The organism is Pseudomonas monachiensis (assembly GCF_047345015.1).
Taxonomy (GTDB): domain Bacteria; phylum Pseudomonadota; class Gammaproteobacteria; order Pseudomonadales; family Pseudomonadaceae; genus Aquipseudomonas; species Aquipseudomonas monachiensis.
This window is the reverse complement of the sequence record NZ_CP178857.1, coordinates 5,109,554-5,134,175: the sequence shown is the minus strand read 5'-3', so window position 1 is coordinate 5,134,175 and position 24,622 is coordinate 5,109,554. Positions and strand designations below refer to the sequence as shown.

Genomic DNA, 24,622 nt, shown 5'->3' with positions numbered 1-24,622 from the left:
TCTGTATCCGGCTGCCTTTGACTTGTCAAAGTACGCACTATTCAGTAAGATCCGCCGTCTAATTTACAGGGCGGCCCCTGAGGCTATAAAGAATGAAAACTTTTACTGCTAAACCAGAAACAGTAAAGCGCGACTGGTTTGTCGTCGACGCTGCTGGTCAGACCCTGGGTCGTCTGGCCACCGAAATCGCGAGCCGTCTGCGTGGCAAGCACAAGCCTGAGTACACTCCTCACGTTGACACCGGCGACTACATCGTCGTAATCAACGCTGAGCAGATCCGTGTTACCGGTGCTAAAACCACTGACAAAATGTACTACTCCCACTCCGGTTTCCCGGGCGGCATCAAGTCGATCAACTTTGAAAAGCTGATCGCCAAGGCCCCTGAGCGCGTGATCGAGACCGCGGTTAAAGGCATGCTGCCTAAAAACCCACTGGGTCGCGACATGTACCGTAAGCTGAAAGTCTATGCGGGCGCTGCACACCCACATACTGCTCAGCAGCCCCAAGAACTGAAGTTTTAACGGAATAGTACATTATGTCGGCGACTCAAAATTACGGCACTGGCCGTCGCAAGACCGCAACCGCACGCGTTTTCCTGCGTCCGGGTACTGGTAACATCTCCATCAACAACCGTTCGCTGGATAACTTCTTCGGCCGCGAAACTGCCCGCATGGTAGTTCGTCAGCCGCTGGAGCTGACTGAGACTGTCGAGAAGTTCGACATCTACGTCACCGTGATCGGCGGTGGTGTGAGTGGTCAGGCTGGCGCAATCCGCCACGGTATCACTCGTGCCCTGATGGACTACGACGAGACTCTGCGCAGCGCCCTGCGTAAAGCCGGCTTCGTAACCCGCGATGCTCGTGAAGTTGAACGTAAGAAAGTCGGTCTGCGTAAAGCGCGTAAGCGTCCGCAGTACTCGAAGCGTTAATTCGCTTTCACGTTCAAAAAAGAACGCCCAGTTTCCTCACGGAGCTGGGCGTTTTTTTATGTCTGCGATTTATCAAAGAATTGCGCTGTGACAACTTGCCACATCCGCAGACGCCCTATACTACAAGGCTTGGGGGTGATGGGTTCCGGTAATTACCTTGTCAGAATTGGGGCTTTTCATTACCATTCGGCAAAATTTTTATAAGTACATAGTTTTACTTAGTAGACGCCTGATTTAACAGGCCACAAAGCTGATGGGAGAGGACTGAATGAGCAATGACGGCGTGAATGCAGGCCGGCGTCGCTTCTTGGTAGCAGCCACATCCGTGGTGGGTGCTGCAGGAGCGGTGGGGGCTGCGGTCCCGTTCGTGGGGTCATGGTTTCCCAGTGCCAAGGCGAAAGCCGCAGGTGCACCGGTGAAAGTGAATGTCAGCAAGATCGAGCCAGGCCAGCAGATGATTGCTGAGTGGCGCGGCCAGCCGGTGTTCATCGTCCGCCGTACACAGGAAATCCTGGGGAATCTGAAGAAGATCGAGGGCCAGCTCGCTGACCCGACCTCCAAGAACTCGACGCAACCGACTTACGTTGATCCGGAAACCCGTTCGATCAAACCCGAGGTCCTGCTGCTGATCGGTATCTGCACGCACCTGGGTTGCTCGCCGACCTTCCGTCCCGAAGTGGCACCTGCGGATCTGGGTAAAGACTGGGTAGGCGGCTATTTCTGCCCTTGCCACGGCTCCCACTACGATCTGGCTGGTCGCGTCTACAAGTCGCAGCCTGCGCCTTTGAACCTGCCAGTTCCCCCGCATTCCTATGAGACCGATGAAATTATTATCATTGGCGTCGATACGGAGAAAGCGTGATGAGCAAGTTCATGGATTGGGTTGATGCGCGCTTTCCCGCCACCAAAATGTGGGAAGACCATCTCAGCAAGTATTACGCACCGAAGAACTTCAACTTCTTCTACTTCTTTGGCTCCCTGGCGCTGCTCGTTCTGGTCAACCAGATCGTCACCGGTGTCTGGCTGACCATGAGCTACAACCCGTCGGCGGAAGAGGCGTTCGCCTCCGTCGAATACATCATGCGTGACGTCGAGTACGGCTCGATCCTGCGTCTGTTGCACTCCACCGGCGCTTCGGCGTTCTTCATCGTGGTCTATCTGCACATGTTCCGTGGCCTGCTCTACGGTTCGTACCAGAAGCCTCGTGAGCTGGTGTGGGTCTTCGGCATGCTGATCTACCTGGCGCTGATGGCCGAAGCCTTCATGGGCTACCTGCTGCCGTGGGGCCAGATGTCCTACTGGGGTGCCCAGGTGATCATCTCGCTGTTCGGTGCGATCCCGGTCATCGGCAACGACCTGACCCAGTGGATTCGTGGTGACTACCTGATTTCCGGTATTACCCTGAACCGCTTCTTCGCCCTGCACGTGGTTGCCCTGCCAATCGTTATCCTGGGTCTGGTGGTGCTGCACATCCTGGCGTTGCACGAAGTCGGTTCGAACAACCCGGACGGCGTCGACATCAAGAAGCACAAGGACGAAAACGGCATACCGCTGGACGGCATTGCCTTCCACCCGTACTACACCGTGAAAGATATCGTCGGTGTGGTGGTGTTCCTGTTCATCTTCTGCTCGATCGTGTTCTTCTTCCCGGAAATGGGCGGCTACTTCCTTGAAAAGCCGAACTTTGAAGTGGCGAACGCCTTCAAGACCCCAGAGCACATCGCTCCGGTCTGGTACTTCACCCCGTTCTACGCCATCTTGCGTGCGATTCCGGACAAGCTCCTGGGTGTGATCGCCATGGGTGCGGCCATCGCTGTGCTGTTCGTCCTGCCATGGCTGGACCGTAGCCCGGTCAAGTCGATGCGCTACAAGGGCTGGCTGAGCAAGATCTGGCTCTGGGTGTTCTGCATCTCGTTCGTGATCCTGGGCGTGCTGGGCGTATTGGCCCCAACCCCTGAGCGTACGCTGTTGTCGCAGGTATGTACCTTCCTGTACTTCGCCTACTTCATTCTGATGCCGTTCTACACCAGGCTCGAGAAGACCAAACCGGTTCCGGAAAGGGTGACTGGCTGATGAAAAAACTATTTGCTGTATTGATGCTTGCTGCGCTGCCAGTGTTTGCTTTCGCGGCTGAGCACGGTGGCCCCGAGCTGGAAAAGGTCGATATCGACGTTTCCGATAAAGCGGCCATGCAGGACGGCGCGCGTACGTTCGCCAACTACTGCATGGGTTGCCACAGTGCCAAGTTCCAACGCTATGAGCGTGTTGCCGACGACCTGGGCATTCCCCACGAGTTGATGCTCGAGAAGCTGGTGTTCACTGGCGCCAAGATCGGCGACCACATGAGCATCGGCATGCAGCCGGCGGACGCCAAGGCCTGGTTTGGCGCAGCGCCGCCGGACCTGACCCTGGTTGCCCGTGTTCGCGGCACCGACTGGCTCTACGGTTACCTGAGGTCGTTCTACGAAGACCCTGCGCGTCCATGGGGCGTGAACAACAAGGTCTTCCCGAACGTGGGCATGCCTAACGTCCTGGCCGGCCTGCAAGGTCGCCAGGTGGTTGGCTGCAAACAGGTTCAGATCGTCGAGGGCGGCAAGAAGCAATATGATCCTCTGACCGGTACGGCGCTGACTCATGAAGCGTGCGATCAGTTGACCATCGTGCCGAAAAGCGGTGCCCTGACTGCAGAGCAGTTCGATGAGAAGGTCAAGAATCTGGTAACCTTCCTGGCTTACTCGGCTAACCCGGTTAAGCTGCAACATCAGCGCATCGGTACATACGTATTGTTGTACCTGGCGTTCTTCTTCGTCTTCGCTTACCTGCTCAAGCGCGAATACTGGAAAGACGTGCACTGATAAAGCTTCAAGCTATTGCTGTTAATCGCGCGCGCCCAAGGGCGCCTCTGAAGATGTAGCGAAACTGGTGATCCAGTCGTTACGGGAGGCGCCCTCTGGGCGCGCTCGTTTTTGAGCTTTCGATAATTTCTACAAGCGAGGAGGATCGCCATGGGCGTGACCAATCGGTTGGCCTGTTACTCCGACCCCGCCGACCACTATTCCCACCGAGTGCGCATCGTACTGGCAGAGAAGGGTGTCAGCGCCGAGATCATTTACGTGGAGGCTGGTCGCCAGCCGCCTAAACTGATTGAGGTGAACCCTTATGGCAGTCTGCCCACACTGGTCGATCGTGACCTGGCGTTGTGGGAGTCGACTGTGGTGATGGAATACCTGGATGAGCGTTACCCGCATCCGCCGCTACTGCCGGTTTATCCCGTGGCGCGTGCCAACAGTCGCCTGCTGATACACCGCATTCAGCGCGACTGGTGTGGTCTGGTGGACCTGATTCTGGATTCGCGGACCAAGGAAGCGGCCCGTGCCGTGGCTCGAAAAGAGTTGCGCGAAAGCCTGACGGGTGTGTCGCCACTGTTTGCCGACAAACCGTTTTTCCTCAGTGAGGAACAAAGTCTGGTGGATTGCTGCCTATTGCCAATACTCTGGCGATTGCCGATTCTGGGTATAGAACTGCCGCGGCCGGCCAAGCCGCTGCTTGATTATATGGAGCGCCAGTTTGCGCGTGAGGCTTTCCAGGCGAGTCTGTCTGGTGTCGAACGCGACATGCGCTAAGGCTTAAGGAGCCGTTATGAACTCCAGTCGACCTTATCTGGTCCGTGCGCTCTATGAGTGGATTGTGGACAACGATTGCACCCCGCACATGCTGGTCAATTCCGAGTACCCGTCGGTGCAGGTGCCTCAGGGGTTTGCCAGTGACGGACAGATCGTCCTGAACGTATCGCCACAAGCCGTGCGTCATTTGCACATGGATAACGAAGCGGTCAGTTTCGAAGGGCGCTTTGGTGGCGTACCGCACACCTTGTACGTGCCGATTGCTTCGATCCTGGGCATCTACGCCCGGGAGAATGGCCAGGGCATGGTGTTCGATCTGGAGTCGCCCATGGGCGAGGACGACGAGATCGAACCGGATGACGATCTACCGCCACCCGACAGTGAGCCGCCGCGTCCAAGCGGTCGCCCCAGTCTGAAAGTGGTGAAGTAATAAAAAAGGCGATCCAGATGGATCGCCTTTTTTATGCGTGGGATTGCAGGTCAGTCGATGTACTCGAACAGCTTCACAATCTTCTGCACGCCGGATACGCCTTGTACCAGGTTGGTCGCCTGCGCAGCTTCCTGCTTGGTCAGCAGGCCCAGCAAGTAGACGATGCCGTTTTCAGTGACAACCTTGATGCGCGAGCCGGGGATGTTCGCATCGGCGAGCATCTGGGTCTTGATCTTGGTGGTCAGCCAGATGTCGTTCTGGCGTGCCAGCAACGAGGACGGTGGCAGGACTTGCAGTTCGTTGTGTACCTGTTTCACGCGCTGGACGGCGGCGGCGGCCTGTTCGGCCTTGGCCTTGAGGTCCGCGCGTGGCGTTTGCCCGGCGAGCAGCACGACACCGTTGAAGCTGGTGACGACGATGTGCGAATCCTTATCCAGGGCCGGGTCGGCCTTGGCGACGTTCACACCAACCTTGGTGTCGATCAGGGAATCGTCGATCTTGCTGCCCAATGTGCGAGTGCCACGGTCATCTTCAATCGGTGCTTCGCGGCTGGCAGTCACCACCGAGGTGCAGCCGCTGATGCCGAGGCACAGGGTCAAGGCCAGTAGGCCAAGGCGATTAGGGGTCATTCTTCACTCCCGAACAATTGGCTGTCGATCAAGTCGCAAAGGCAGTGGATCGCCAGCAGGTGGACTTCTTGAATACGAGCGGTGACGTTGGCCGGCACGCGAATCTCGACGTCCTCGGGCAACAGGAGCGACGCCATGCCGCCGCCATCACGCCCCGTCAATGCTACGACAATCATTTCGCGATCATGTGCGGCCTGGATCGCTTGAATTATGTTGGCCGAGTTGCCGCTGGTGGAGATAGCCAGCAACACATCGCCCGGTTGGCCGAGTGCACGGATCTGCTTGGAGAAGATTTCGTTGTAGCTGTAGTCGTTGGCGATCGAGGTGATCGTCGAACTGTCGGTCGTCAGGGCGATGGCCGGCAGGCTCGGGCGTTCGCGCTCAAAGCGATTGAGCAGTTCGGACGAGAAGTGCTGGGCATCGCCGGCAGAGCCGCCGTTGCCGCAGGAAAGCATTTTGCCTTCGTTGAGCAGGGCGTTGACCATGACCTGGCTGGCTTGCTCGATGTGCGGTGCAAGTACTTCCATCGCCTGTTGCTTGGTGTCGATACTGGCCTGAAAAAGCTGGCGAATTCGCGATTGCATGTCCATCTGTGTGACCTTAAGTAGCGCGGCTGTTCGGCACGTGAATGTGCAGCCCGCAAAGCAAAGAGCAAAAATGTTGGGTGATAGTGTCCGGTTCGCAATGCCGGCGATCAGCCGTCGAAGGCATTCTGTAGCCAATTCAACTGATCGAGGTTGCTGTCGATGGCAATCACGTCGAAGCGGCAAGGGGAATTGGCCCAGCGCGGCTCGCGCTGAAGAAAATATTGCGCGGCGAAAATCAGTTTTTGCCGTTTGCGCTCATCGATGCTATCGAGCGCGCCACCCCATTGAGTGTTTTTTCTGTAGCGGACTTCAACGAATACTACTGTATCGCCATCTAGCATGACCAGATCAAGCTCGCCGCGTTTACACAACCAGTTCTGCGCCAGCAGGCGCAGACCCTGTTGTTGAAGATGCTCGAGCGCATGGCGCTCGGCATCCTTGCCGCTTTGCTGGCGTGACCTGTCGGGCATCAGCGAGCGGTGTCCGGCAGGCGCTGAACCTGGCCATTGACGAACTCGGCCCATGGCAACTGGCGCACGACCCGCTGGCTCTGAGACATGCCAAGGCTGCCCGACTCACCGTCGATGCGGCTGTCCGGCAGTGACTTGAGCTGGCCCAGGCGTGGTGCCAGGCGATAGGCGTCCACACCCATGGCATACAGGCGCCCCAGGCTGCCGGCGGCTTGTGGCCACTGGGCAGTGACCTGGCGGCGCAGTGGATCGTTGGCGTCCAGCAACCATGGCGTCTCGCAGAAGCGAATGCCATTCATGTCGTTGTACTGGTTGACGTCACCGCTGGCGCTGAACACGTGGGAGGTGGCGTAGACCGGAACATCACCTGCGTACTGGAAGTTCAGGGTCGGTTTGATCTGCTGGGCCTGTTGCGGCGTTGCGGCGAGGAAAATGAACTCGATGTCCTGGCGGCGCGATGGCTGGGCGGCCACTTGCGAGCCAACGGTGCTTTGCAGGCTCTTGGCGCGACCTTCGCTCTGACGCAGCTGGAACATGTCGGCAATCTGCTGGGCCAACTGGACCGGCTGGTCGACGCGTTCGATGGCGACGATGGTGCCGCCATTGGCTTGCCAATCCTGGCTGAACGCCTTGAGCACACGGTCGCCCCATTCACCTTTTGGCACCATGATGGCTGCGCGATGCAGGCCGTCGGCGCGAGCGCGGCGCGACACTTCGCGGGCTTCGTCTTCAGCGGCAAGACCGAACTGGAACAACTGCGCCGGGCCTTGATCGCCCTCGCTGTAATTGAGCGCCAGGGTGGTGATCGGTAACTGCGGACGAGTGCTCAGCTGTTTGACCAGCGGCTTCTCCAGCGGGCCGACGACCAGTTGCACGCCATCGGCCTGGGCCTTGCGGTAGAACTCGTCCATGGACGTCAGGCGCGAGCTGTCATAGAACTCGATGGCGGGTGGTTTCTGCCCGGCCTGCTGGGCCTGGTAGTGAGCGGCCATGAAACCGTCGCGCAGCGCTTTGCCAACCGAGGCCAGTTGGCCGTCCTGAGGCAGCAGCAGGGCAATCTTGTTCAGGGGCTGGCTGGCCAGCTCCTTGAGTTGGGTCAGTGGCTGCGGCAATTGTTTGGCTGCCGGGTGCTTCGGATTCTGCGCGCGCCAGTTGTCGATGGCGGCCTGTTGCTGCTCCAGGGTGCCGGCGGATTTCACGGCCAGTGCCAAGGCCATCCAGCCGCCGAGATCGTCGGTGGTGTTTGGCTGCAACTGATCGGTCGGTAGCGAAGCGATCAGGGTCCAGATGGCTTCATGGTTTTTGCTTGCGGCTTCACCTTCGAGCATCGGGGCGATGAAAATGCGCTGGCGAGCGGCGGCGAGGGTCTGGCCATCGGCTTCAAGGGCGCGGGCGTGAACGGTGCCGGTGCGGACCTGTTGTTCGTCGGGCAGTTCGCTCAAGTACTGCAGGCTCGGATGGCTCAAGGCGGCCAGCGCGGCCTTGGGCTGATTGCGGGTCATGGCCAGTTCAGCCGCCAGGGTGTTGGCGAAAACCTGTGGGGCCGGCTTGAGCTGTTCGACAGGAACCTGTTGCAGGATTTGCGCGGACTGGCCGGCATTGCCCTGGCGATAGGCCAGGTCGGCAGCGCTCAAGCGCAGCAAGGCAGCATCTTCCGGTGATTTGCTTTGGGAGGCCTTCTCAAGCAGTTGCTCGATACTGGCATCCGGTGTCCGTGGTAGTTCGCCAAGGCTGGACGAGGGCGAGCTGGCGCAAGCCGCCAGCAAGGCAGCGAGGCAGAGGGCAGATAACAGCCGCAGGCAAGCGATCATGTAAGCGTTCCTGATACTCGATCAAATTAGCGTGGAATTGTACCCAAGCACTGGCCGGGGCGCGATGTTACTGGCGTGAATCGATCAATTTAGCTGGTGTAAATGTTGCGCCAGCGCACAAACGGTCACCGATACCTTGTTTGCTTACGGGTTCGAGAGTCTCGCTACGCGCTACAATGGCGACTTTTACCGATCATGAGGTGTGCGCTTTGACTGCTCCAGGTGCTTTGAATTCCGCTGCTGGCTCGCTTTATGTGGTGGCGACGCCCATCGGCAACCTGGATGACATCAGTGCGCGGGCGCTGAAGATTCTGCGCGAAGTGGCCTTGATTGCCGCGGAAGACACTCGTCACTCCCAGCGCTTGATGCAACATTTCGGCATCTCGACGCCATTGGCGGCCTGCCATGAGCACAACGAGCGTGATGAAGGTAGCCGCTTTATCACGCGCCTGCTTGCCGGTGACAGCGTGGCGTTGATCTCGGATGCCGGGACGCCGCTGATTTCCGATCCGGGTTATCACCTGGTGCGGCAGGCCAGGGCGGCGGGCATCAGTGTGGTGCCGGTTCCGGGTGCTTGCGCATTGATTGCGGCGTTGTCGGCGGCCGGGCTGCCTTCCGACCGATTCATTTTCGAAGGTTTTCTGCCGGCCAAGGCGGTGGGGCGGCGTGCGCGTCTCGAGCAGGTAAAGGAAGAGCCTCGTACATTGATCTTCTATGAGGCCCCGCATCGCATCCTGGAATGCCTTCAGGACATGGAGTTGGTGTTCGGTCCCGAGCGCCCGGCGCTGCTTGCCCGTGAGCTGACCAAGACGTTTGAGACTCTCAAGGGGCTGCCGTTGGCTGAGCTGCGCGAGTTTGTCGAGTCGGACAGCAATCAGCAGCGTGGCGAGTGCGTGGTGCTGGTGGCGGGCTGGTCCGCGCCCGAGGAGGAAGGCACCGTCAGCAGCGAGGCGATGCGCATCCTCAACCTGTTGCTCGAAGAAATGCCGCTCAAGCGTGCGGCGGCTTTGGCGGCGCAAATCACCGGCGAGCGAAAGAATGTGCTGTACCAGATCGCGCTGGATCAGCAGAAGGGCGAGTAAAACCCGACGCACAGGCGTGCTCTATGGCGCTTGGTGCTTGTTCTTCAGGCGCTCTGCCGGTAACCTTCGCGGCGGAGAGTCGATCGGACAGTCGCTGCCCTCTATGAAAATTAGGGGGGGGAGGAAAGTCCGGGCTCCATAGGGCGAAGTGCCAGGTAATGCCTGGGAGGCGTGAGCCTACGGAAAGTGCCACAGAAAATAACCGCCTAAGCGCTTCGGCGCCGGTAAGGGTGAAAAGGTGCGGTAAGAGCGCACCGCACGTCTGGCAACAGTTCGTGGCTAGGTAAACCCCACTTGGAGCAAGACCAAATAGGGTCCCAAGGCGTGGCCCGCGCTGGGACCGGGTAGGTTGCTAAAGATGTCCAGTGATGGCCATCGTAGACGAATGACTGTTCAAGACAGAACCCGGCTTACAGATCGACTCTCCACCTTTTTCTTTCCTCTGCTTGAATCATCAGGCAGGGGGGCAAGTGATAGCAATTTCCCTCCTTACACAATCATCCGCAGAACCTCTTTTGTAATACCAAAAAAATCTTACTCTTAATAAATTACTTTAACTTTCGAACGCAGCCTTCTGTGCTGATTCAAGTTATTGGTCAGTTTCATCTGCCGGATTCTCGTTACCTCTCCGTTAATGCTCCTAAATCTCAGTTCTGTAAGGGTTTTCCTTTACTCCGCGCCTTGACGGTGTGGTGGGCGCATTCCTATAGTGTGCGCAAGTGGCGGAAAGTGGCATGAAGTGGGTTTTTTGAACTCAAAACGCTAGAATTTGGAGAAACGCTGACGTGTTTCGCGGAGCCAACGCTATCAGTCTCGATGCAAAGGGCCGTCTCGCTATGCCGAGCCGGTACCGTGACGAGCTCGATTCGCGTAGCTCCGGTCAATTGATCGTGACAATTGATGCCGTTGATCCTTGTTTGTGTGTTTACCCCCTCGATGAGTGGGAAATTATTGAAACCAAACTGCGCGCATTGCCTTCGCTTCGCGAAGAGAACCGTCGCCTGCAACGTTTACTGATTGGTAATGCCGTCGACCTCGAGCTCGATGGCAGTGGTCGTTTTCTGGTTCCACCGCGTCTTCGTGAATATGCCAAGTTGGATAAGCGCGCGATGTTGGTAGGCCAACTGAACAAGTTCCAATTGTGGGACGAGGATGCCTGGAACGCGGTTTCTGCCGCTGACCTGGCTGCCATTCAACAACCGGGCGCGATGCCTGATGAACTGCGTGATTTGATCCTGTGACTATTGATAGCGGCTTTAACCACATCACCGTACTGCTTGACGAAGCCGTCGAGGCTCTCGCCGTACGTCCTGATGGCTGCTATCTGGACGGTACGTTCGGACGCGGCGGACACAGCCGGTTGATCCTCAGCCAGCTCGGACCCGATGGTCGGTTGCTCGGATTCGATAAGGATCCACAAGCGATTGCCACCGGGCAAGCGCTAGCGGCCGAAGACGGCCGCTTTGTCGTTGTGCAGCGCAGCTTTGCCGAGCTCGGTTCGGAAGTCGCCGAACGCGGTCTGGCCGGCAAGGTCAGCGGCGTGCTGCTGGATCTGGGGGTGTCTTCGCCACAGCTCGATGATCCTGAACGCGGCTTCAGCTTCCTCAATGACGGCCCGCTGGACATGCGCATGGATCCGTCCCGTGGCATCAGCGCCGCCGAATTCGTCAACACCGCGCCCGTGGAGGAAATCGCCCGGGTGTTCAAGGAATACGGCGAAGAGCGTTTCTCCGGTCGCATGGCCCGTGCCGTGGCCGAGCGCCGCGACATCAGGCCATTCGAGCGTACCGGTGACCTGGCAGAAGTCCTGAAGGTCGCCAACCCGGCGTGGGAAAAGGGCAAGAACCCTGCAACCCGCGCGTTCCAGGGATTGCGTATTCACGTCAACAACGAACTGGGTGATCTGGAAACCGGCCTCGAAGCCGCTCTGGAATGCCTGGAAGTGGGTGGTCGCCTGGTGGTGATCAGCTTCCACTCCCTTGAAGACCGTATCGTCAAACTGTTCATGCGCAAGCTGGTCAAAGGCGAAGCCGACAACCTGCCGCGCAACCTGCCGGTTCGGCATGTCGCCTTCGAACCGAAAATCAAAGTCCATGGCAAAGCGCAGACGGCCTCCGACGCCGAACTCAAAGCCAACCCACGTTCCCGTAGCGCTGTCATGCGTGTGGCGGAGAAGCTGCGGTGAGCAGGCTTTTCGCCAAGCCATTGCCCGGCGGAAGCTTCTTCATGCTGCTGCTGTTTGTCGGCGTGCTCGTGTCGGCCATCGGCGTGTCCTACAGCGCGCACTGGAACCGTCAGCTATTGAATTCGCTGTACAACGAACTGAGCGTGCGCGACAAGGCGCAGGCGGAGTGGGGCCGGTTGATTCTGGAGCAGAGCACCTGGACCGCCCACAGCCGTATCGAAGTGCTGGCCACCGAACAATTGAAAATGCACATCCCCGGTGCCGCTGACGTGAAGATGGTGGCGCCATGATGAAACTCGAAGGTGCACTCTTTCCTTGGCGGTTCCGCGTGGTGCTGGGTTTGCTAGGGATAATGGTGGCCGCGATTGCCTGGCGCATCATCGATTTGCAAGTGGTCGACCGTGCCTTCCTTAAAGGTCAGGGCGATGCCCGCAGTGTTCGTCATATTCCGATTCCGGCTCACCGTGGTCTGATCACCGACCGTAACGGCGAGCCATTGGCCGTGAGTACTCCTGTCACCACCCTTTGGGCCAATGCCAAGGAGATGCAAACGGCCAAAGAGAAGTGGCCAGCATTGGCCGCTGCGCTGGGGCAAGACCCTAAAGCCTTGGCCGAGCGCCTTGAAGCGCAAGCCAATAAAGAATTCATTTACCTGGTGCGCGGGCTGACGCCTGAGCAGGGCCAGGCCGTGCTCGATCTGAAAGTGCCAGGCGTCTATGGCATCGAAGAGTTCCGCCGTTTCTATCCGGCCGGTGAAGTGACCGCGCATATGGTCGGCTTTACCGACATCGATGACCATGGAAAGGAAGGTATCGAACTGGCCTATGACGAATGGCTGGCCGGGGTGCCGGGTAAACGACAAGTCATCAAGGACCGGCGCGGCCGGTTGATCAAGGATGTCCAGGTCACCAAAAACGCCAAGGCCGGAAAGCCCTTGGCGTTGTCCATTGACCTGCGCCTGCAATACCTGGCCAACCGCGAGTTGCGTAACGCGATCATCGAGAACGGCGCCAAGGCCGGCAGCCTGGTGATCATGGACGTGAAGACCGGCGAGATTCTCGCGATGGTCAACCAGCCGACCTACAACCCGAACAATCGCCGCAACCTGCAGCCGGCGATGATGCGTAACCGCGCCATGATCGACGTGTTCGAGCCAGGCTCGACCATGAAAGCGATCTCGATGAGCGCTGCCATCGAAACCGGCCGCTGGAAGCCGAGCGACACCGTCGAGGTGTATCCGGGCTCCCTGCAGATTGGCAAGTACACCATCAAGGACGTATCCAAGACCGAAGGCCCGGTGCTCGACCTGACCGGCATTCTGATCAATTCCAGTAACGTCGGCATGAGCAAGGTCGCGTTCGATATCGGCGGCGAAACCATTTTCCGTCTGGCGCAGAAAGTCGGGCTCGGCCAGGACACCGGCCTGGGCTTCCCGGGCGAGCGTGTCGGCAACCTGCCGAACTACCGCGAGTGGCGTAAGGCCGAGACCGCGACGCTGTCCTATGGCTACGGTGTTTCCGTGACAGCGATCCAGCTGGTCCATGCCTTCTCGGCCCTGGCCAACAATGGTCGCCTCGCACCGCTGACCCTGATCAAGACCGACAAGGCGCCGCAAACCACCCAGGTGTTGCCGGAGGCGGTCGCGAAAACCATGCAAGGCATGCTGCAACAAGTGATCGAAGCCCCGCGCGGTGTGTTCCGTGCGCAGGTACCGGCGTATCACGTGGGCGGCAAGTCGGGTACTGCGCGCAAAACCTCGGTCGGCACCAAGGGTTACGCCGAGAACTCCTACCGTTCGCTGTTCGCCGGCTTCGGCCCGATGAGCGATCCGCGTTACGCCATAGTGGTCGTAATCGACGAGCCGACCAAGGCCGGTTACTTCGGTGGCCTGGTTTCCGCGCCGGTGTTCAGTCGCGTGATGTCGGGCACCCTGCGCCTGATGAACATCACGCCGGACAACCTGCCACCAACTCAACAAGCGAACGCAACACCGGTCGTTCCGCTGAAAGCCAATGGAGGGCGCGGCTGATGTCTCTGAGCCTGAACAAGATTTTCCCTCATGCCGGCCACGATTTGCTGATTCGCGAACTCGCCCTGGACAGCCGCAATGTGCGCGCGGGCGATCTGTTCCTCGCCGTGCCAGGCGGGAAGTTCGATGGGCGCGCGCATATTGCCGACGCCTTGCAGCGCGGTGCAGCCGCGGTGGCCTATGAAGTAGAAGGCACCACGGTCCTGCCGATCACTGAAGTGCCACTGATTCCGGTCAAAGGTCTGGCGGCTCAGCTGTCGGACATCGCCGGGCGCTTTTATGGCGAGCCGAGCCATCACCTGAACCTGGTGGGCGTGACCGGCACCAACGGCAAGACCAGCGTGACGCAATTGGTTGCCCAGGCGCTGGATCTGCTCGGTCAGCACTGCGGTCTGGTCGGCACGCTCGGTTCGGGTTTCTTCGGCGCGCTGGAAAGCGGCCTGCACACCACGCCAAACCCGATTGCTGTGCAAGCGACCCTGGCGGACCTGAAAAAGGCCGGCGCCAAAGCCGTGGCGATGGAGGTTTCTTCCCATGGCCTGGACCAGGGCCGTGTGACTGCACTGGCGTTCGATGTGGCTGTGATGACCAACTTGTCTCGCGATCACCTGGATTATCACGGCACCATGCAGGCTTATGGCGAAGCCAAGGCCCGGCTATTTGACTGGAATGACTTGAAATGCCGCGTGGTCAACCTCGACGACGAGTTCGGCCGGCAACTGGCCGCCGACAAGCGCGAGTCGCGGGTGATCACCTACAGCCTGGAAGATTCCAGTGCCTACCTGTATTGCCGTCAGGCGCAATTCGACGACGAAGGCGTGCGCGCCACGCTGGTCACGCCACAGGGCGAGCACCACTTGCGCAGCACCTTGCTCGGTCGCTTCAACCTGAGCAATGTCCTGGCCGCGGTCGGCGCGTTGCTCGGTCTGGATTACGCCCTGGACGAAATCCTCACGGTCCTGCCGAAGCTTGAAGGCCCTGCCGGTCGCATGCAGCGTCTGGGCGGTGGCTCGCAGCCGCTGGTGGTGGTCGATTACGCCCACACTCCGGATGCCCTGGAAAAAGTATTGCTGGCCCTGCGTCCACACGCCAAGGGCCGGTTGCTGTGCCTGTTCGGCTGTGGCGGCGACCGCGATCGCGGCAAGCGTCCGTTGATGGCCGAAGTGGTTGAGCGCCTGGCCGATGGCGTGCTGGTGACCGATGACAATCCGCGCACTGAAGATCCATCGGTGATTTTCGATGACATCCGCGCCGGTTTCACGGCTGCGGATAAAGTGGAGTTCGTTGCCGGTCGTGGTCAGGCGATTGCCCGGCTGATCGCCAGTGCCTCGGCGGATGACGTGATTGTCCTGGCCGGTAAAGGTCACGAGGACTATCAGGAAATCAACGGCGAGCGTCATGCCTTTTCCGATCTGGTCGAGGCCGATCACGCCTTGACCGCGTGGGAGGTGGCCCATGCTTAAGGCCTTGAAGCTGAGTGAACTGACCGTTGCGCTGAATGCTCGCCTGGTGTCCGCCGATGCCAGCTTCGACGGCGTCAGCATCGACAGCCGCGCGATCAAGCCGGGTCAACTGTTTATTGCCCTGACCGGTCCGCGTTTTGACGGTCATGACTATCTCAATGATGTCGCCGCCAAGGGCGCCGTGGCTGCGCTGGTCGAACGTGAAGTGGCCGACAGCACGCTGCCGCAGTTGCTGGTCAGCGACACCCGCCAGGCGTTGGGTCAATTGGGTGCGCTGAATCGCGCCGCCTACACCCATCCGGTCGCGGCCGTCACCGGTTCCAGCGGCAAGACCACGGTCAAGGAGATGCTTGCGAGCATCCTGCGCACGCGCGGCGCGGTGCTGGCCACGCGTGGCAACCTGAACAACGACCTCGGCGTACCGCTTACCTTGCTCGAACTGGCGCCGGAGCACACCGCTGCCGTGATCGAGTTGGGTGCTTCGCGCCTGGGCGAAATTGCCTACACCGTCGGCCTGACCAGGCCGCACGTGGCCATTCTCAACAATGCCGGGACCGCCCACGTCGGCGAGTTCGGCGGTCCGGAAAAAATCGTCGAAGCCAAGGGCGAGATTATCGAAGGGCTGGATGCCGATGGCGTCGCCGTTCTCAATCTCGACGACAAGGCATTCGGGATCTGGAAGGCCCGCGCCGGCGACCGCAAAGTGCTGACGTTTGCGTTGAGCAACTCCAGCGCCGATTTCCATGCCAGTGACCTGGCCACCGATGCTCGTGGCTGCCCGGCATTCAACCTGCACAGCCCTGAAGGTGTGGAGCGCGTGCAACTGAACCTGCTTGGCACCCATAACGTCGCCAATGCCATGGCTGCCGCCGCTGCTGCTCATGCCTTGGGCGTGTCGCTGTTCGGTATCGCCACCGGCCTTGGTGCGGTGCAACCGGTCAAGGGCCGCACCGTCGCGCAACTGGCCAGCAATGGCATGCGCGTGATCGATGACACTTATAACGCCAACCCCACCTCCATGTGCGCTGCCGTTGATATACTGGCCGGCTTTTCCGGTCGCACCGTCCTGGTGCTCGGGGATATCGGCGAGTTGGGCGAATGGGCGGAGCAGGGGCACCGCGACGTGGGCGAGTACGCCCGTGGCAAGGTTTCTGCGCTGTACGCCGTTGGGCCAATGATGGCTCACGCCGTGAACGCATTCGGTCCACAGGCTTTTCACTTCAGCACGCAGGCTGAACTGATCAAGGCCCTGGGCGCCGAGCAAGATACAAACACCACCATTTTGATCAAGGGGTCGCGCAGCGCTGCGATGGAAAACGTCGTTGCCGCCTTGTGCGGGTCCAGTCTGGAGAAACATTAATGCTGCTGCTGCTAGCGGAGTATCTGCAACAGTTCTACAAAGGCTTCGCGGTCTTCCAGTACCTGACCCTGCGCGGGATTCTCGGTGTACTGACCGCGCTGGTCTTGTCGCTGTGCTATGGCCCATGGATGATCCGCACGTTGCAGAACCGTCAGATCGGTCAATCCGTTCGCAACGACGGCCCGCAGTCGCACCTGTCCAAGTCGGGTACACCGACCATGGGCGGTGCGCTGATTCTGTCGTCCATCGGTGTCAGCACCCTGCTGTGGGCTGACCTGAGCAACCGCTATGTCTGGGTCGTGTTGCTGGTGACCCTGCTGTTCGGCGCCATCGGCTGGGTCGACGACTACCGCAAGGTCATCGAGAAGAACTCCCGTGGCTTGCCGAGCCGCTGGAAATATTTCTGGCAATCGGTGTTCGGTCTGGGGGCAGCGGTCTTCCTTTATATGACTGCCGCCACGCCAGTGGAAACCACCCTGATCCTGCCGATGCTCAAGGACTACAGCATTCCGCTGGGCGCCGGTTTCATCGTGCTGACCTACTTTGTGATCGTCGGTTCGAGCAACGCGGTCAACCTGACCGACGGCCTCGACGGCCTGGCGATCATGCCGACCGTGATGGTCGGTGGTGGCCTGGGCATTTTCTGCTACCTGTCGGGTAACGTGAAATTCGCCGAATACCTGCTGATTCCTTACGTACCGGGCGCCGGTGAGTTGATCGTGTTCTGTGGCGCACTGATCGGAGCGGGCCTGGGCTTCCTCTGGTTCAACACCTATCCGGCACAAGTCTTCATGGGTGACGTCGGCGCACTGGCGCTGGGCGCGGCCCTGGGCACCATCGCGGTGATCGTCCGTCAGGAAATCGTCCTCTTCATCATGGGCGGTGTGTTCGTGATGGAAACGCTGTCAGTCGTCATTCAGGTCGCCTCTTTTAAACTGACCGGTCGCCGCGTATTCCGCATGGCGCCCATTCACCACCACTTTGAACTCAAGGGTTGGCCCGAGCCGCGCGTGATCGTCCGTTTCTGGATCATCACCGTGATTCTCGTGCTGGTCGGCCTTGCCACCCTGAAGCTGAGGTAGAAACACGTGTCTCTGATCGCTTCTGACCACTTCCGCATCGTTGTCGGCCTCGGCAAGAGCGGCATGTCCCTGGTTCGCTTCCTGGCGAACCAGGGCGTGGCGTTTGCCGTGGCCGATACGCGGGAAAATCCACCGGAACTGGCCACGCTCAAGCGTGACTATCCCCACGTGGAAGTGCGTTGTGGCGAGCTGGACGTCGAATTCCTGTGCCGTGCCGACGAGCTCTACGTGAGCCCCGGCCTGGCGCTGGCGACCCCGGCCCTGCAGGCTGCCGCCGCCCGTGGCGTGAAGTTGTCCGGCGACATCGAGCTGTTCGCGCGTAACGCGAAGGCGCCGATCGTGGCCATCAGCGGTTCCAACGCGAAAAGCACCGTCACCACGCTGGTCGGCGAGATGGCGGCTGCGGCCGGCAAACGTGTTGCCGTCGGTGGCAATCTCGGTATCCCGGCGTTGGATTTGCTTAGCGACGACATCGAGTTGTACGTGATGGAGCTGTCGAGTTTCCAGCTGGAAACCACCGATCAGCTCAACGCCGAAGTGGCGACCGTGCTCAACGTCAGCGAAGACCACATGGACCGTTACAGCGGTCTGCCGGCCTACCACCTGGCCAAGCACCGGATCTTCCGGGGTGCCAGGCAGTTCGTGGTCAATCGCCAGGACGCTTTGAGTCGTCCGTTGATGGGCGAGGGCCAGCCGTGCTGGACCTTCGGCCTGAGCAAACCCGATTTCAAAGCCTTCGGCATCCGTGAAGAAGAGGGCGAGAAATACCTGGCCTTCGAATTCCAGAACCTGATGCCGGTGCGCGAATTGAAGATTCGCGGCGCCCACAACCAGTCCAACGCCCTTGCCGCCCTGGCCCTGGGTCATGCGGTCGGCCTGCCGTTCGACGCCATGCTCTCGGCCCTGCGCACCTTCGCCGGTCTCGAGCACCGCTGCCAGTGGGTCCGTGACCTCGACGGCGTGGGCTACTACAACGATTCCAAGGCCACCAACGTCGGTGCCGCGCTGGCGGCCATCGAAGGCCTGGGCGCGGACATTGACGGCAAGGTCGTGCTGATCGCCGGTGGCGACGGCAAGGGTGCCGAGTTCAAGGATCTGCGCGATCCGGTGGCGGCCAACTGCCGTGCCGTGGTCCTGATGGGCCGTGACTCCGACAAGATCGGCGAAGCCATCGGCGATGCCGTACCGCTGATCCGCGCCGGCACCCTGATCGAAGCTATCGAGCAATGCCGCGCCGCAGCCCAGCCGGGCGATGTGGTGTTGCTGTCGCCAGCCTGCGCCAGTTTCGACATGTTCAAGAACTACGAAGACCGTGGCCACCAGTTCGTCCAAGCCGTGGAGGATCTGGCATGAGCCTCAAAGGCATCATCAAGCCGTATCCATCGCCGCTCATCACCGGGCGCGGTATCGACCTCGACTTCCCGATGCTCGCCGGTTGCCTGACGCTGCTCGGCCTGGGGCTGATCATGATCGCCTCGGCATCGACCGAAGTGGCGGCCGTACAGTCGGGCAGCGCCCTGTACTACATGATCCGCCACCTTATTTACGTGGTGTTGGGCCTGGGTGCCTGCATCGTCACCATGATGATCCCGATTGCCACCTGGCAACGCCTGGGCTGGCTGATGCTGCTGGGGGCGTTCGGCTTGCTGGTGATGGTGATCATTCCGGGGATCGGCCGTGAGGTTAACGGCTCGATGCGCTGGATCGGCTTCAGTTTCTTCAACGTCCAGCCTTCCGAGATCGCCAAGGTGTTCGTGGTGATCTACCTCGCCGGTTATCTGGTGCGTCGCCAGAAAGAAGTGCGCGAAAGCTGGATGGGCTTCTTCAAGCCGTTCATCGTGCTGCTGCCGATGGCGGGCCTGCTGCTGATGGAACCGGACTTCGGTGCCACCGTCGTGATGATGGGTGCTGCGGCGGCGATGCTGTTCCTCGGCGGGGTCGGGCTGTTCCGTTTTTCCCTGATGGTGGTCCTGGCCGTCGGCGCGGTGGTGCTGTTGATTCAAATGCAGCCCTATCGAATGGCGCGCCTGACCAACTTTGCCGACCCGTGGGCCGACCAGTTCGGCGCCGGCTATCAGCTGTCCCAGGCCTTGATCGCTTTCGGTCGCGGCGAATGGCTGGGCGTCGGCCTGGGCAACAGCGTGCAGAAGCAGTTCTACCTGCCCGAAGCCCACACTGACTTCGTGTTCTCGGTCCTGGCCGAAGAGCTGGGTGCAGTGGGGTCGTTGTGCACCGTGGCACTGTTCGTCTTCGTGTGTATTCGTGGCATGTACATCGGTTTGTGGGCTGAAAAGGCCAAGCAGTTTTTTGCAGCTTATGTGGCATACGGCCTGTCGTTCCTGTGGATCGGCCAGTTCCTGATCAACATCGGCGTGAATGTCGGTCTGCTGCCGACCAAGGGTCTGACCCTGCCATTCCTCAGTTATGGCGGTAGTTCGTTGGTGATCTGCTGTGCCTGTCTCGGCTTGTTGCTGCGCATCGAGTGGGAAAGTCGAACCCACTTGGGCAGTGAAGAGATGGAGTTCCATGAGAGCGACTTCGCCGAGGAGCCGAACCATGGGCGCTAACGTCATGATCATGGCTGGCGGCACCGGTGGCCACGTGTTCCCGGCGCTGGCCTGTGCCCGCGAATTCCAGGCGCGCGGCTATACCGTGCACTGGCTCGGCACCCCGCGTGGGATCGAGAACGATCTGGTGCCGGCGGCCGGTATCGAACTGCATCGGATCAATGCCAGCGGTCTGCGGGGCAAGGGCAAATTGTCCCTGCTCAAGGCACCGTTCATGTTGCTCAAATCAGTCTGGCAGGCGCGGGCGATCATTCGCCGTCTGCAACCGGTCTGTGTCGTGGGTTTTGGTGGCTTTGTGACCGGTCCTGGCGGCGTCGCGGCAAAACTGGCCGGTGTGCCGGTGATCGTTCACGAACAGAACGCCGTGGCCGGTACCGCCAATCGGTTGCTGGTGCCGTTGGCCGCCCGAGTCTGTGAAGCGTTCCCCGACACCTTTACCCTGTCGGACAGCCGCCGGACCACCGGTAATCCGGTGCGCACCGAGCTGTTCCTCGAAACATCGCGACCTGCCCTGGCCGGTCGCAAGGCGCGTTTGCTGATCCTGGGCGGAAGCCTGGGCGCAGAACCGTTGAACAAATTGCTGCCTGAAGCCCTGTCGCAAGTCGCTGTCGACTTGCGTCCGGAAGTGTTCCATCAGGCCGGCAAAAACCACGATGAAGTGACTGCAGAGCGCTATCGCGCGGCTGGCGTCGAGGCGCAGGTGCAGCCCTTCATCAAAGACATGGCCCAAGCCTACAGCTGGGCCGACCTGGTGGTATGTCGCGCAGGCGCGCTGACCATCAGTGAACTGGCCGCCGCCGGTCTGCCCTCGATGCTGGTGCCTTTGCCTCACGCCATCGACGATCACCAGACCCGCAACGCCGAATATTTGGCCCGTGAAGGCGCAGCCTTCCTGATGCCACAAAGAACGACCGGCGCAGCGGATCTTGCCGCTCGCCTGACAGAGGTCCTGATGCAACCACAACGACTCAACGAAATGGCCGCCGCGGCACGCCGCCTGGCCAAACCCGATGCCACCCGTAACGTGGTCGATAGCTGCCTGGAGGTGGCCCATGGTTGAGAGTCAGAAAGCCATGCCGCAACCGGAAATGCGCCGCATCCGCCGCATCCACTTCGTCGGTATCGGCGGTGTGGGCATGTGCGGGATTGCCGAGGTGCTGCTGAACCTGGGTTATGCCGTGTCCGGCTCTGACCTGAAGGCATCGCCGGTGACCGAGCGTCTGGAGTCCTTCGGTGCGCAGATCTTCATCGGCCACCGCGCCGAGAACGCCGCGGCCGCTGACGTGCTGGTGGTGTCGAGCGCCGTGAACACCTCCAACCCGGAAGTCGCTACCGCGCTGGAACGCCGTATCCCGGTGGTGCCGCGTGCGGAAATGCTGGCCGAACTGATGCGTTATCGCCACGGCATCGCCGTGGCCGGTACCCACGGTAAAACCACCACCACCAGCCTGATCGCTTCGGTGTTCGCCGCCGGTGGCCTGGACCCGACATTCGTGATCGGTGGACGCCTGAACGCCGCGGGCACCAATGCCCAGCTCGGCACCAGCCGCTACCTGATTGCCGAAGCCGACGAAAGCGACGCCAGCTTCCTGCACCTGCAGCCGCTGGTGGCCGTGGTCACCAACATCGACGCCGACCACATGGCGACCTACGACGGTGACTTCAACAAACTGAAGAAAACCTTCGTCGAATTCCTCCACAACCTGCCGTTCTATGGTCTGGCGGTGGTGTGCCTGGACGATCCGGTGGTGCGTGAAATCCTCCCGCAGGTCAAACGCCCGACGGTCACCTATGGTTTCGGCGAAGACTGTGACGTGCGCGCCATCAACGTGCGCCAGCAAGGCATGCAGACCTTCTTCACCGTGCTGCGCCCTGACCGCGAGCCGCTGGATGTTTCGGTCAACATGCCGGGCAACCACAACGTATTGAACGCACTGGCGACCATCTGCATCGCCACCGACGAAGGCGTCAGCGATGAAGCCATCGTCCAGGGCCTGTCCGGGTTCCAGGGTGTCGGCCGCCGCTTCCAGGTCTACGGCGAACTGCCGGTGGAGGGCGGCAATGTGATGCTGGTCGATGACTACGGTCACCACCCGACGGAAGTCGCGGCCGTGATCAAGGCCGTACGCGGTGGCTGGCCGGAGCGCCGCCTGGTGATGGTCTACCAGCCGCACCGTTACAGCCGCACCCGTGACTTGTACGACGATTTCGTCAATGTACTGGCCGACGCCAACGTCCTGCTGCTGATGGAAGTCTATCCGGCCGGCGAAGAGCCGATTCCGGGGGCCGACAGCCGCAAGCTGTGCAACAGCATCCGTCAGCGTGGCCAGCTTGACCCGATCTACATCGAGCGTGGTGTCGACCTCGCGCCAGTGGTCAAGCCACTGTTGCGTGCCGGCGACATCCTGCTGTGCCAGGGCGCCGGCGATATCGGCGGTCTCGCACCAAAACTGTTGAAAAGTGAGTTGTTCGCCGGTGCCGTTGCCGCGCCGGAGAAGGGGAAGTTGAAATGAGTGCTGCCTACGCCAACCTGGTCTCCACGATCGCGCCGAAAGACTTCGGCCGCGTCGCTGTGCTGTTCGGCGGCAAGAGCGCCGAGCGCGAAGTGTCCCTGAAATCCGGCAACGCTGTTCTGGACGCTCTGCAAACCGCCGGTGTGGACGCGTTCGGCCTCGACGTGGGCGATGACCTGCTGCAGCGTCTGCAGAGCGAAAAGATCGACCGCGCCTTCATCATCCTCCACGGTCGTGGCGGTGAAGACGGCAGCATGCAGGGCCTGCTCGAATGCCTGGGCATTCCGTACACCGGTAGCGGCATCCTGGCGTCGGCCCTGGCCATGGACAAGCTGCGCACCAAGCAGGTTTGGCACAGCCTGGGCATTCCGACCCCTCGTCACGCAGTCCTTTGCAGCGAGGCCGATTGTATTTCGGCGGCGACGGAACTGGGCTTCCCTTTGATCGTCAAACCGGCCCATGAAGGTTCAAGTATCGGGATGGCCAAAGTGAGTTCCGCGTCCGAATTGATCGACGCATGGAAAGCGGCCAGTACCTACGATTCGCAAGTGTTGGTCGAGCAATGGATTCACGGTCCGGAGTTCACCATCGCCACCCTGCGTGACCAGGTGTTGCCACCGATTGCCCTGGGCACGACGCACAGCTTCTACGACTACGACGCCAAATACATCGCCAACGATACCCAGTACCGCATTCCGTGCGGTCTGGACAGTGCCAAGGAAAAGGAACTCATGGACCTCACGGCGAAAGCCTGTGAAGCGCTGGGTATCGCCGGTTGGGGCAGGGCAGACGTGATGCAGGACGCCGACGGGCAGTTCTGGTTCCTGGAAGTCAACACCGCACCGGGCATGACCGATCACAGCCTGGTGCCGATGGCGGCCCGTGCCGCCGGTCTGGATTTCCAGCAACTGGTCCTGGCCATTCTGGCCGAGAGCGTTGTCGGCAAGACTGCCGGTAACCAAGAGTCAATGAGAGGTTAAGGCCATGCAAGGCGCTCAGCTCAGACATCAGCCCACCGTACCGACCGGCCGCAAGCCGGTACCGCGGGGTGCCAGCCGAATGGTGGCCAAAGAGCCGATGTCCGCGCGCCTGCCGAAAGCCAACTTCGGTTTTCTCAAAGCGTTGTTCTGGCCGGTACTGCTGGTGGCCCTGGGGTTCGGTACTTACGAAGGCGCGACACGGCTGTTGCCGTATGCCGACCGACCGATCACCAAGGTCAACGTGCAGGGCGACTTGAGTTACATCAGCCAGCAAGCGGTGCAGCAACGGATCGCCCCTTACGTGGCGTCGAGCTTCTTCACCATCGACCTGGCGAGCATGCGCACCGAACTTGAAACGATGCCATGGATTGCCCACGCCGAAGTGCGCAGGGTATGGCCGGATCAAGTGGTGATCCGCCTGGAAGAACAACTGCCGGTGGCCCGTTGGGGCGACGAGTCGCTGTTGAACAACCAGGGCCAGGCCTTCACGCCGCGCGAGTTGGCGAACTATGAACACCTGCCACAGCTGTTCGGCCCACTGCGGGCCCAGCAGCAGGTAATGCAGCAATACCAGGTGCTGAGCCAGATGCTCAGGCCGCTGGGCTTCTCGATTGCACGCCTGGAACTGCGTGATCGCGGCAGCTGGTTCCTGACCACCGGCCCCGGCAGCGCGGGTCCCGGGATCGAACTGCTGCTGGGACGCGGCAACCAGGTGGAAAAGATGCGCCGTTTCATCGCCATCTATGACAAGACGCTTAAAGAACAGATTACGAACATTGCGCGCATCGATCTGCGCTACGCCAACGGCCTCGCTGTTGGCTGGCGGGAACCTGTAGCGCCCACGGCAGCCCAACCCGCTGTCGCGAAGAATTAAGAAGAGGCA

The 24,622-nt window shown here is 60.4% G+C and carries 25 protein-coding genes and 1 other RNA gene; 22 read left to right on the top strand and 4 right to left on the bottom strand.

Features of this window, described 5'->3' with window-relative positions:
- Positions 1–92 precede the first annotated feature (92 nt).
- The 7 genes from rplM to ACMDB8_RS22950 all read left to right on the top strand — a co-directional run bounded on the left by rplM (position 93) and on the right by ACMDB8_RS22950 (position 4,981).
- Complete coding sequence (gene rplM, locus ACMDB8_RS22980; protein WP_007917032.1) at positions 93–521, top strand: 50S ribosomal protein L13; 429 nt, start codon at positions 93–95, stop codon at positions 519–521.
- Positions 522–535: 14 nt separating this feature from the next.
- Positions 536–928 carry a 30S ribosomal protein S9 gene (gene rpsI / locus ACMDB8_RS22975; RefSeq protein WP_003228056.1) on the top strand — a complete coding sequence of 131 codons (393 nt, stop codon included), beginning with the start codon at positions 536–538 and terminating at the stop codon, positions 926–928.
- A gap of 268 nt (positions 929–1,196) precedes the next feature.
- Positions 1,197–1,790 carry a ubiquinol-cytochrome c reductase iron-sulfur subunit gene (petA, locus tag ACMDB8_RS22970; protein WP_046041913.1) on the top strand — a complete coding sequence of 198 codons (594 nt, stop codon included), beginning with the start codon at positions 1,197–1,199 and terminating at the stop codon, positions 1,788–1,790.
- On the top strand, positions 1,790–3,001 hold the full coding sequence (locus ACMDB8_RS22965; protein ID WP_008045954.1) for a cytochrome b: 1,212 nt from the start codon (positions 1,790–1,792) through the stop codon (positions 2,999–3,001). The genes petA and ACMDB8_RS22965 overlap by 1 nt, the downstream gene beginning before the upstream one ends.
- Positions 3,001–3,783 (top strand): cytochrome c1, encoded by a 783-nt coding sequence (locus ACMDB8_RS22960; protein ID WP_056726230.1) that lies wholly within the window; start codon positions 3,001–3,003, stop codon positions 3,781–3,783. The genes ACMDB8_RS22965 and ACMDB8_RS22960 overlap by 1 nt, the downstream gene beginning before the upstream one ends.
- Positions 3,784–3,933: 150 nt before the next feature.
- Complete coding sequence (locus ACMDB8_RS22955) at positions 3,934–4,551, top strand: glutathione S-transferase N-terminal domain-containing protein (RefSeq protein ID WP_007972581.1); 618 nt, start codon at positions 3,934–3,936, stop codon at positions 4,549–4,551.
- 16 nt (positions 4,552–4,567) lie between these two features.
- A complete protein-coding gene (locus ACMDB8_RS22950; RefSeq protein ID WP_007998247.1) occupies positions 4,568–4,981 on the top strand; it encodes a ClpXP protease specificity-enhancing factor in 414 nt (137 codons plus the stop codon).
- Between the two features lie 50 nt (positions 4,982–5,031).
- On the opposite strand, the gene ACMDB8_RS22945 is transcribed toward ACMDB8_RS22950, so the two are convergent.
- The 4 genes from ACMDB8_RS22945 to ACMDB8_RS22930 all read right to left on the bottom strand — a co-directional run bounded on the left by ACMDB8_RS22945 (position 5,032) and on the right by ACMDB8_RS22930 (position 8,478).
- Positions 5,032–5,610 carry a BON domain-containing protein gene (locus ACMDB8_RS22945; RefSeq protein ID WP_056726229.1) on the bottom strand — a complete coding sequence of 193 codons (579 nt, stop codon included), beginning with the start codon at positions 5,608–5,610 and terminating at the stop codon, positions 5,032–5,034.
- Entirely contained in the window at positions 5,607–6,200 is a 594-nt protein-coding gene (locus tag ACMDB8_RS22940; RefSeq protein ID WP_007972584.1) for a phosphoheptose isomerase, read from the bottom strand. The genes ACMDB8_RS22945 and ACMDB8_RS22940 overlap by 4 nt, the downstream gene beginning before the upstream one ends.
- Positions 6,201–6,304: 104 nt before the next feature.
- Positions 6,305–6,667 (bottom strand): YraN family protein, encoded by a 363-nt coding sequence (locus tag ACMDB8_RS22935; RefSeq protein ID WP_008045939.1) that lies wholly within the window; start codon positions 6,665–6,667, stop codon positions 6,305–6,307.
- Complete coding sequence (locus tag ACMDB8_RS22930) at positions 6,667–8,478, bottom strand: penicillin-binding protein activator (RefSeq protein WP_223540969.1); 1,812 nt, start codon at positions 8,476–8,478, stop codon at positions 6,667–6,669. The genes ACMDB8_RS22935 and ACMDB8_RS22930 overlap by 1 nt, the downstream gene beginning before the upstream one ends.
- Before the next feature lie 176 nt (positions 8,479–8,654).
- Here ACMDB8_RS22930 and rsmI point away from each other — a divergent pair, with 176 nt between their 5' ends.
- From rsmI to ACMDB8_RS22855, 15 genes are all read left to right on the top strand, one after another.
- Positions 8,655–9,560: a 16S rRNA (cytidine(1402)-2'-O)-methyltransferase gene (gene rsmI / locus ACMDB8_RS22925; RefSeq protein WP_177336479.1), complete on the top strand. Its 906-nt coding sequence runs from the start codon at positions 8,655–8,657 to the stop codon at positions 9,558–9,560.
- 75 nt (positions 9,561–9,635) lie between these two features.
- Positions 9,636–9,989, top strand: an RNA gene (gene rnpB, locus ACMDB8_RS22920) — RNase P RNA component class A.
- Between the two features lie 356 nt (positions 9,990–10,345).
- Positions 10,346–10,801, top strand: coding sequence for a division/cell wall cluster transcriptional repressor MraZ (gene mraZ, locus ACMDB8_RS22915; protein ID WP_007917012.1), 456 nt, complete (start codon positions 10,346–10,348; stop codon positions 10,799–10,801).
- Positions 10,798–11,745, top strand: coding sequence for a 16S rRNA (cytosine(1402)-N(4))-methyltransferase RsmH (rsmH, locus tag ACMDB8_RS22910; protein WP_056726226.1), 948 nt, complete (start codon positions 10,798–10,800; stop codon positions 11,743–11,745). The genes mraZ and rsmH overlap by 4 nt, the downstream gene beginning before the upstream one ends.
- Positions 11,742–12,035, top strand: a complete 294-nt coding sequence (gene ftsL, locus ACMDB8_RS22905; protein WP_056726225.1) for a cell division protein FtsL — start codon at positions 11,742–11,744, stop codon at positions 12,033–12,035. Before rsmH ends, ftsL begins: the two co-directional genes overlap by 4 nt.
- Positions 12,035–13,774: a peptidoglycan D,D-transpeptidase FtsI family protein gene (locus ACMDB8_RS22900; RefSeq protein WP_173900782.1), complete on the top strand. Its 1,740-nt coding sequence runs from the start codon at positions 12,035–12,037 to the stop codon at positions 13,772–13,774. Before ftsL ends, ACMDB8_RS22900 begins: the two co-directional genes overlap by 1 nt.
- A complete protein-coding gene (locus ACMDB8_RS22895; protein ID WP_223540970.1) occupies positions 13,774–15,237 on the top strand; it encodes a UDP-N-acetylmuramoyl-L-alanyl-D-glutamate--2,6-diaminopimelate ligase in 1,464 nt (487 codons plus the stop codon). The genes ACMDB8_RS22900 and ACMDB8_RS22895 overlap by 1 nt, the downstream gene beginning before the upstream one ends.
- Positions 15,230–16,597, top strand: a complete 1,368-nt coding sequence (locus ACMDB8_RS22890) for a UDP-N-acetylmuramoyl-tripeptide--D-alanyl-D-alanine ligase (protein WP_223540971.1) — start codon at positions 15,230–15,232, stop codon at positions 16,595–16,597. The genes ACMDB8_RS22895 and ACMDB8_RS22890 overlap by 8 nt, the downstream gene beginning before the upstream one ends.
- Positions 16,597–17,679: a phospho-N-acetylmuramoyl-pentapeptide-transferase gene (gene mraY, locus ACMDB8_RS22885; protein ID WP_008045924.1), complete on the top strand. Its 1,083-nt coding sequence runs from the start codon at positions 16,597–16,599 to the stop codon at positions 17,677–17,679. The genes ACMDB8_RS22890 and mraY overlap by 1 nt, the downstream gene beginning before the upstream one ends.
- Before the next feature lie 6 nt (positions 17,680–17,685).
- Complete coding sequence (murD, locus tag ACMDB8_RS22880; protein WP_056726221.1) at positions 17,686–19,032, top strand: UDP-N-acetylmuramoyl-L-alanine--D-glutamate ligase; 1,347 nt, start codon at positions 17,686–17,688, stop codon at positions 19,030–19,032.
- Positions 19,029–20,246, top strand: a complete 1,218-nt coding sequence (gene ftsW, locus ACMDB8_RS22875) for a putative lipid II flippase FtsW (protein ID WP_056726220.1) — start codon at positions 19,029–19,031, stop codon at positions 20,244–20,246. Before murD ends, ftsW begins: the two co-directional genes overlap by 4 nt.
- Positions 20,236–21,306 (top strand): undecaprenyldiphospho-muramoylpentapeptide beta-N-acetylglucosaminyltransferase, encoded by a 1,071-nt coding sequence (gene murG / locus ACMDB8_RS22870; RefSeq protein WP_223540972.1) that lies wholly within the window; start codon positions 20,236–20,238, stop codon positions 21,304–21,306. Before ftsW ends, murG begins: the two co-directional genes overlap by 11 nt.
- A complete protein-coding gene (gene murC / locus ACMDB8_RS22865; protein ID WP_056726218.1) occupies positions 21,299–22,759 on the top strand; it encodes a UDP-N-acetylmuramate--L-alanine ligase in 1,461 nt (486 codons plus the stop codon). The genes murG and murC overlap by 8 nt, the downstream gene beginning before the upstream one ends.
- Complete coding sequence (locus tag ACMDB8_RS22860) at positions 22,756–23,739, top strand: D-alanine--D-alanine ligase (RefSeq protein WP_056726217.1); 984 nt, start codon at positions 22,756–22,758, stop codon at positions 23,737–23,739. The genes murC and ACMDB8_RS22860 overlap by 4 nt, the downstream gene beginning before the upstream one ends.
- Before the next feature lie 4 nt (positions 23,740–23,743).
- Positions 23,744–24,613 carry a cell division protein FtsQ/DivIB gene (locus ACMDB8_RS22855; RefSeq protein WP_056726216.1) on the top strand — a complete coding sequence of 290 codons (870 nt, stop codon included), beginning with the start codon at positions 23,744–23,746 and terminating at the stop codon, positions 24,611–24,613.
- Positions 24,614–24,622 lie beyond the last annotated feature (9 nt).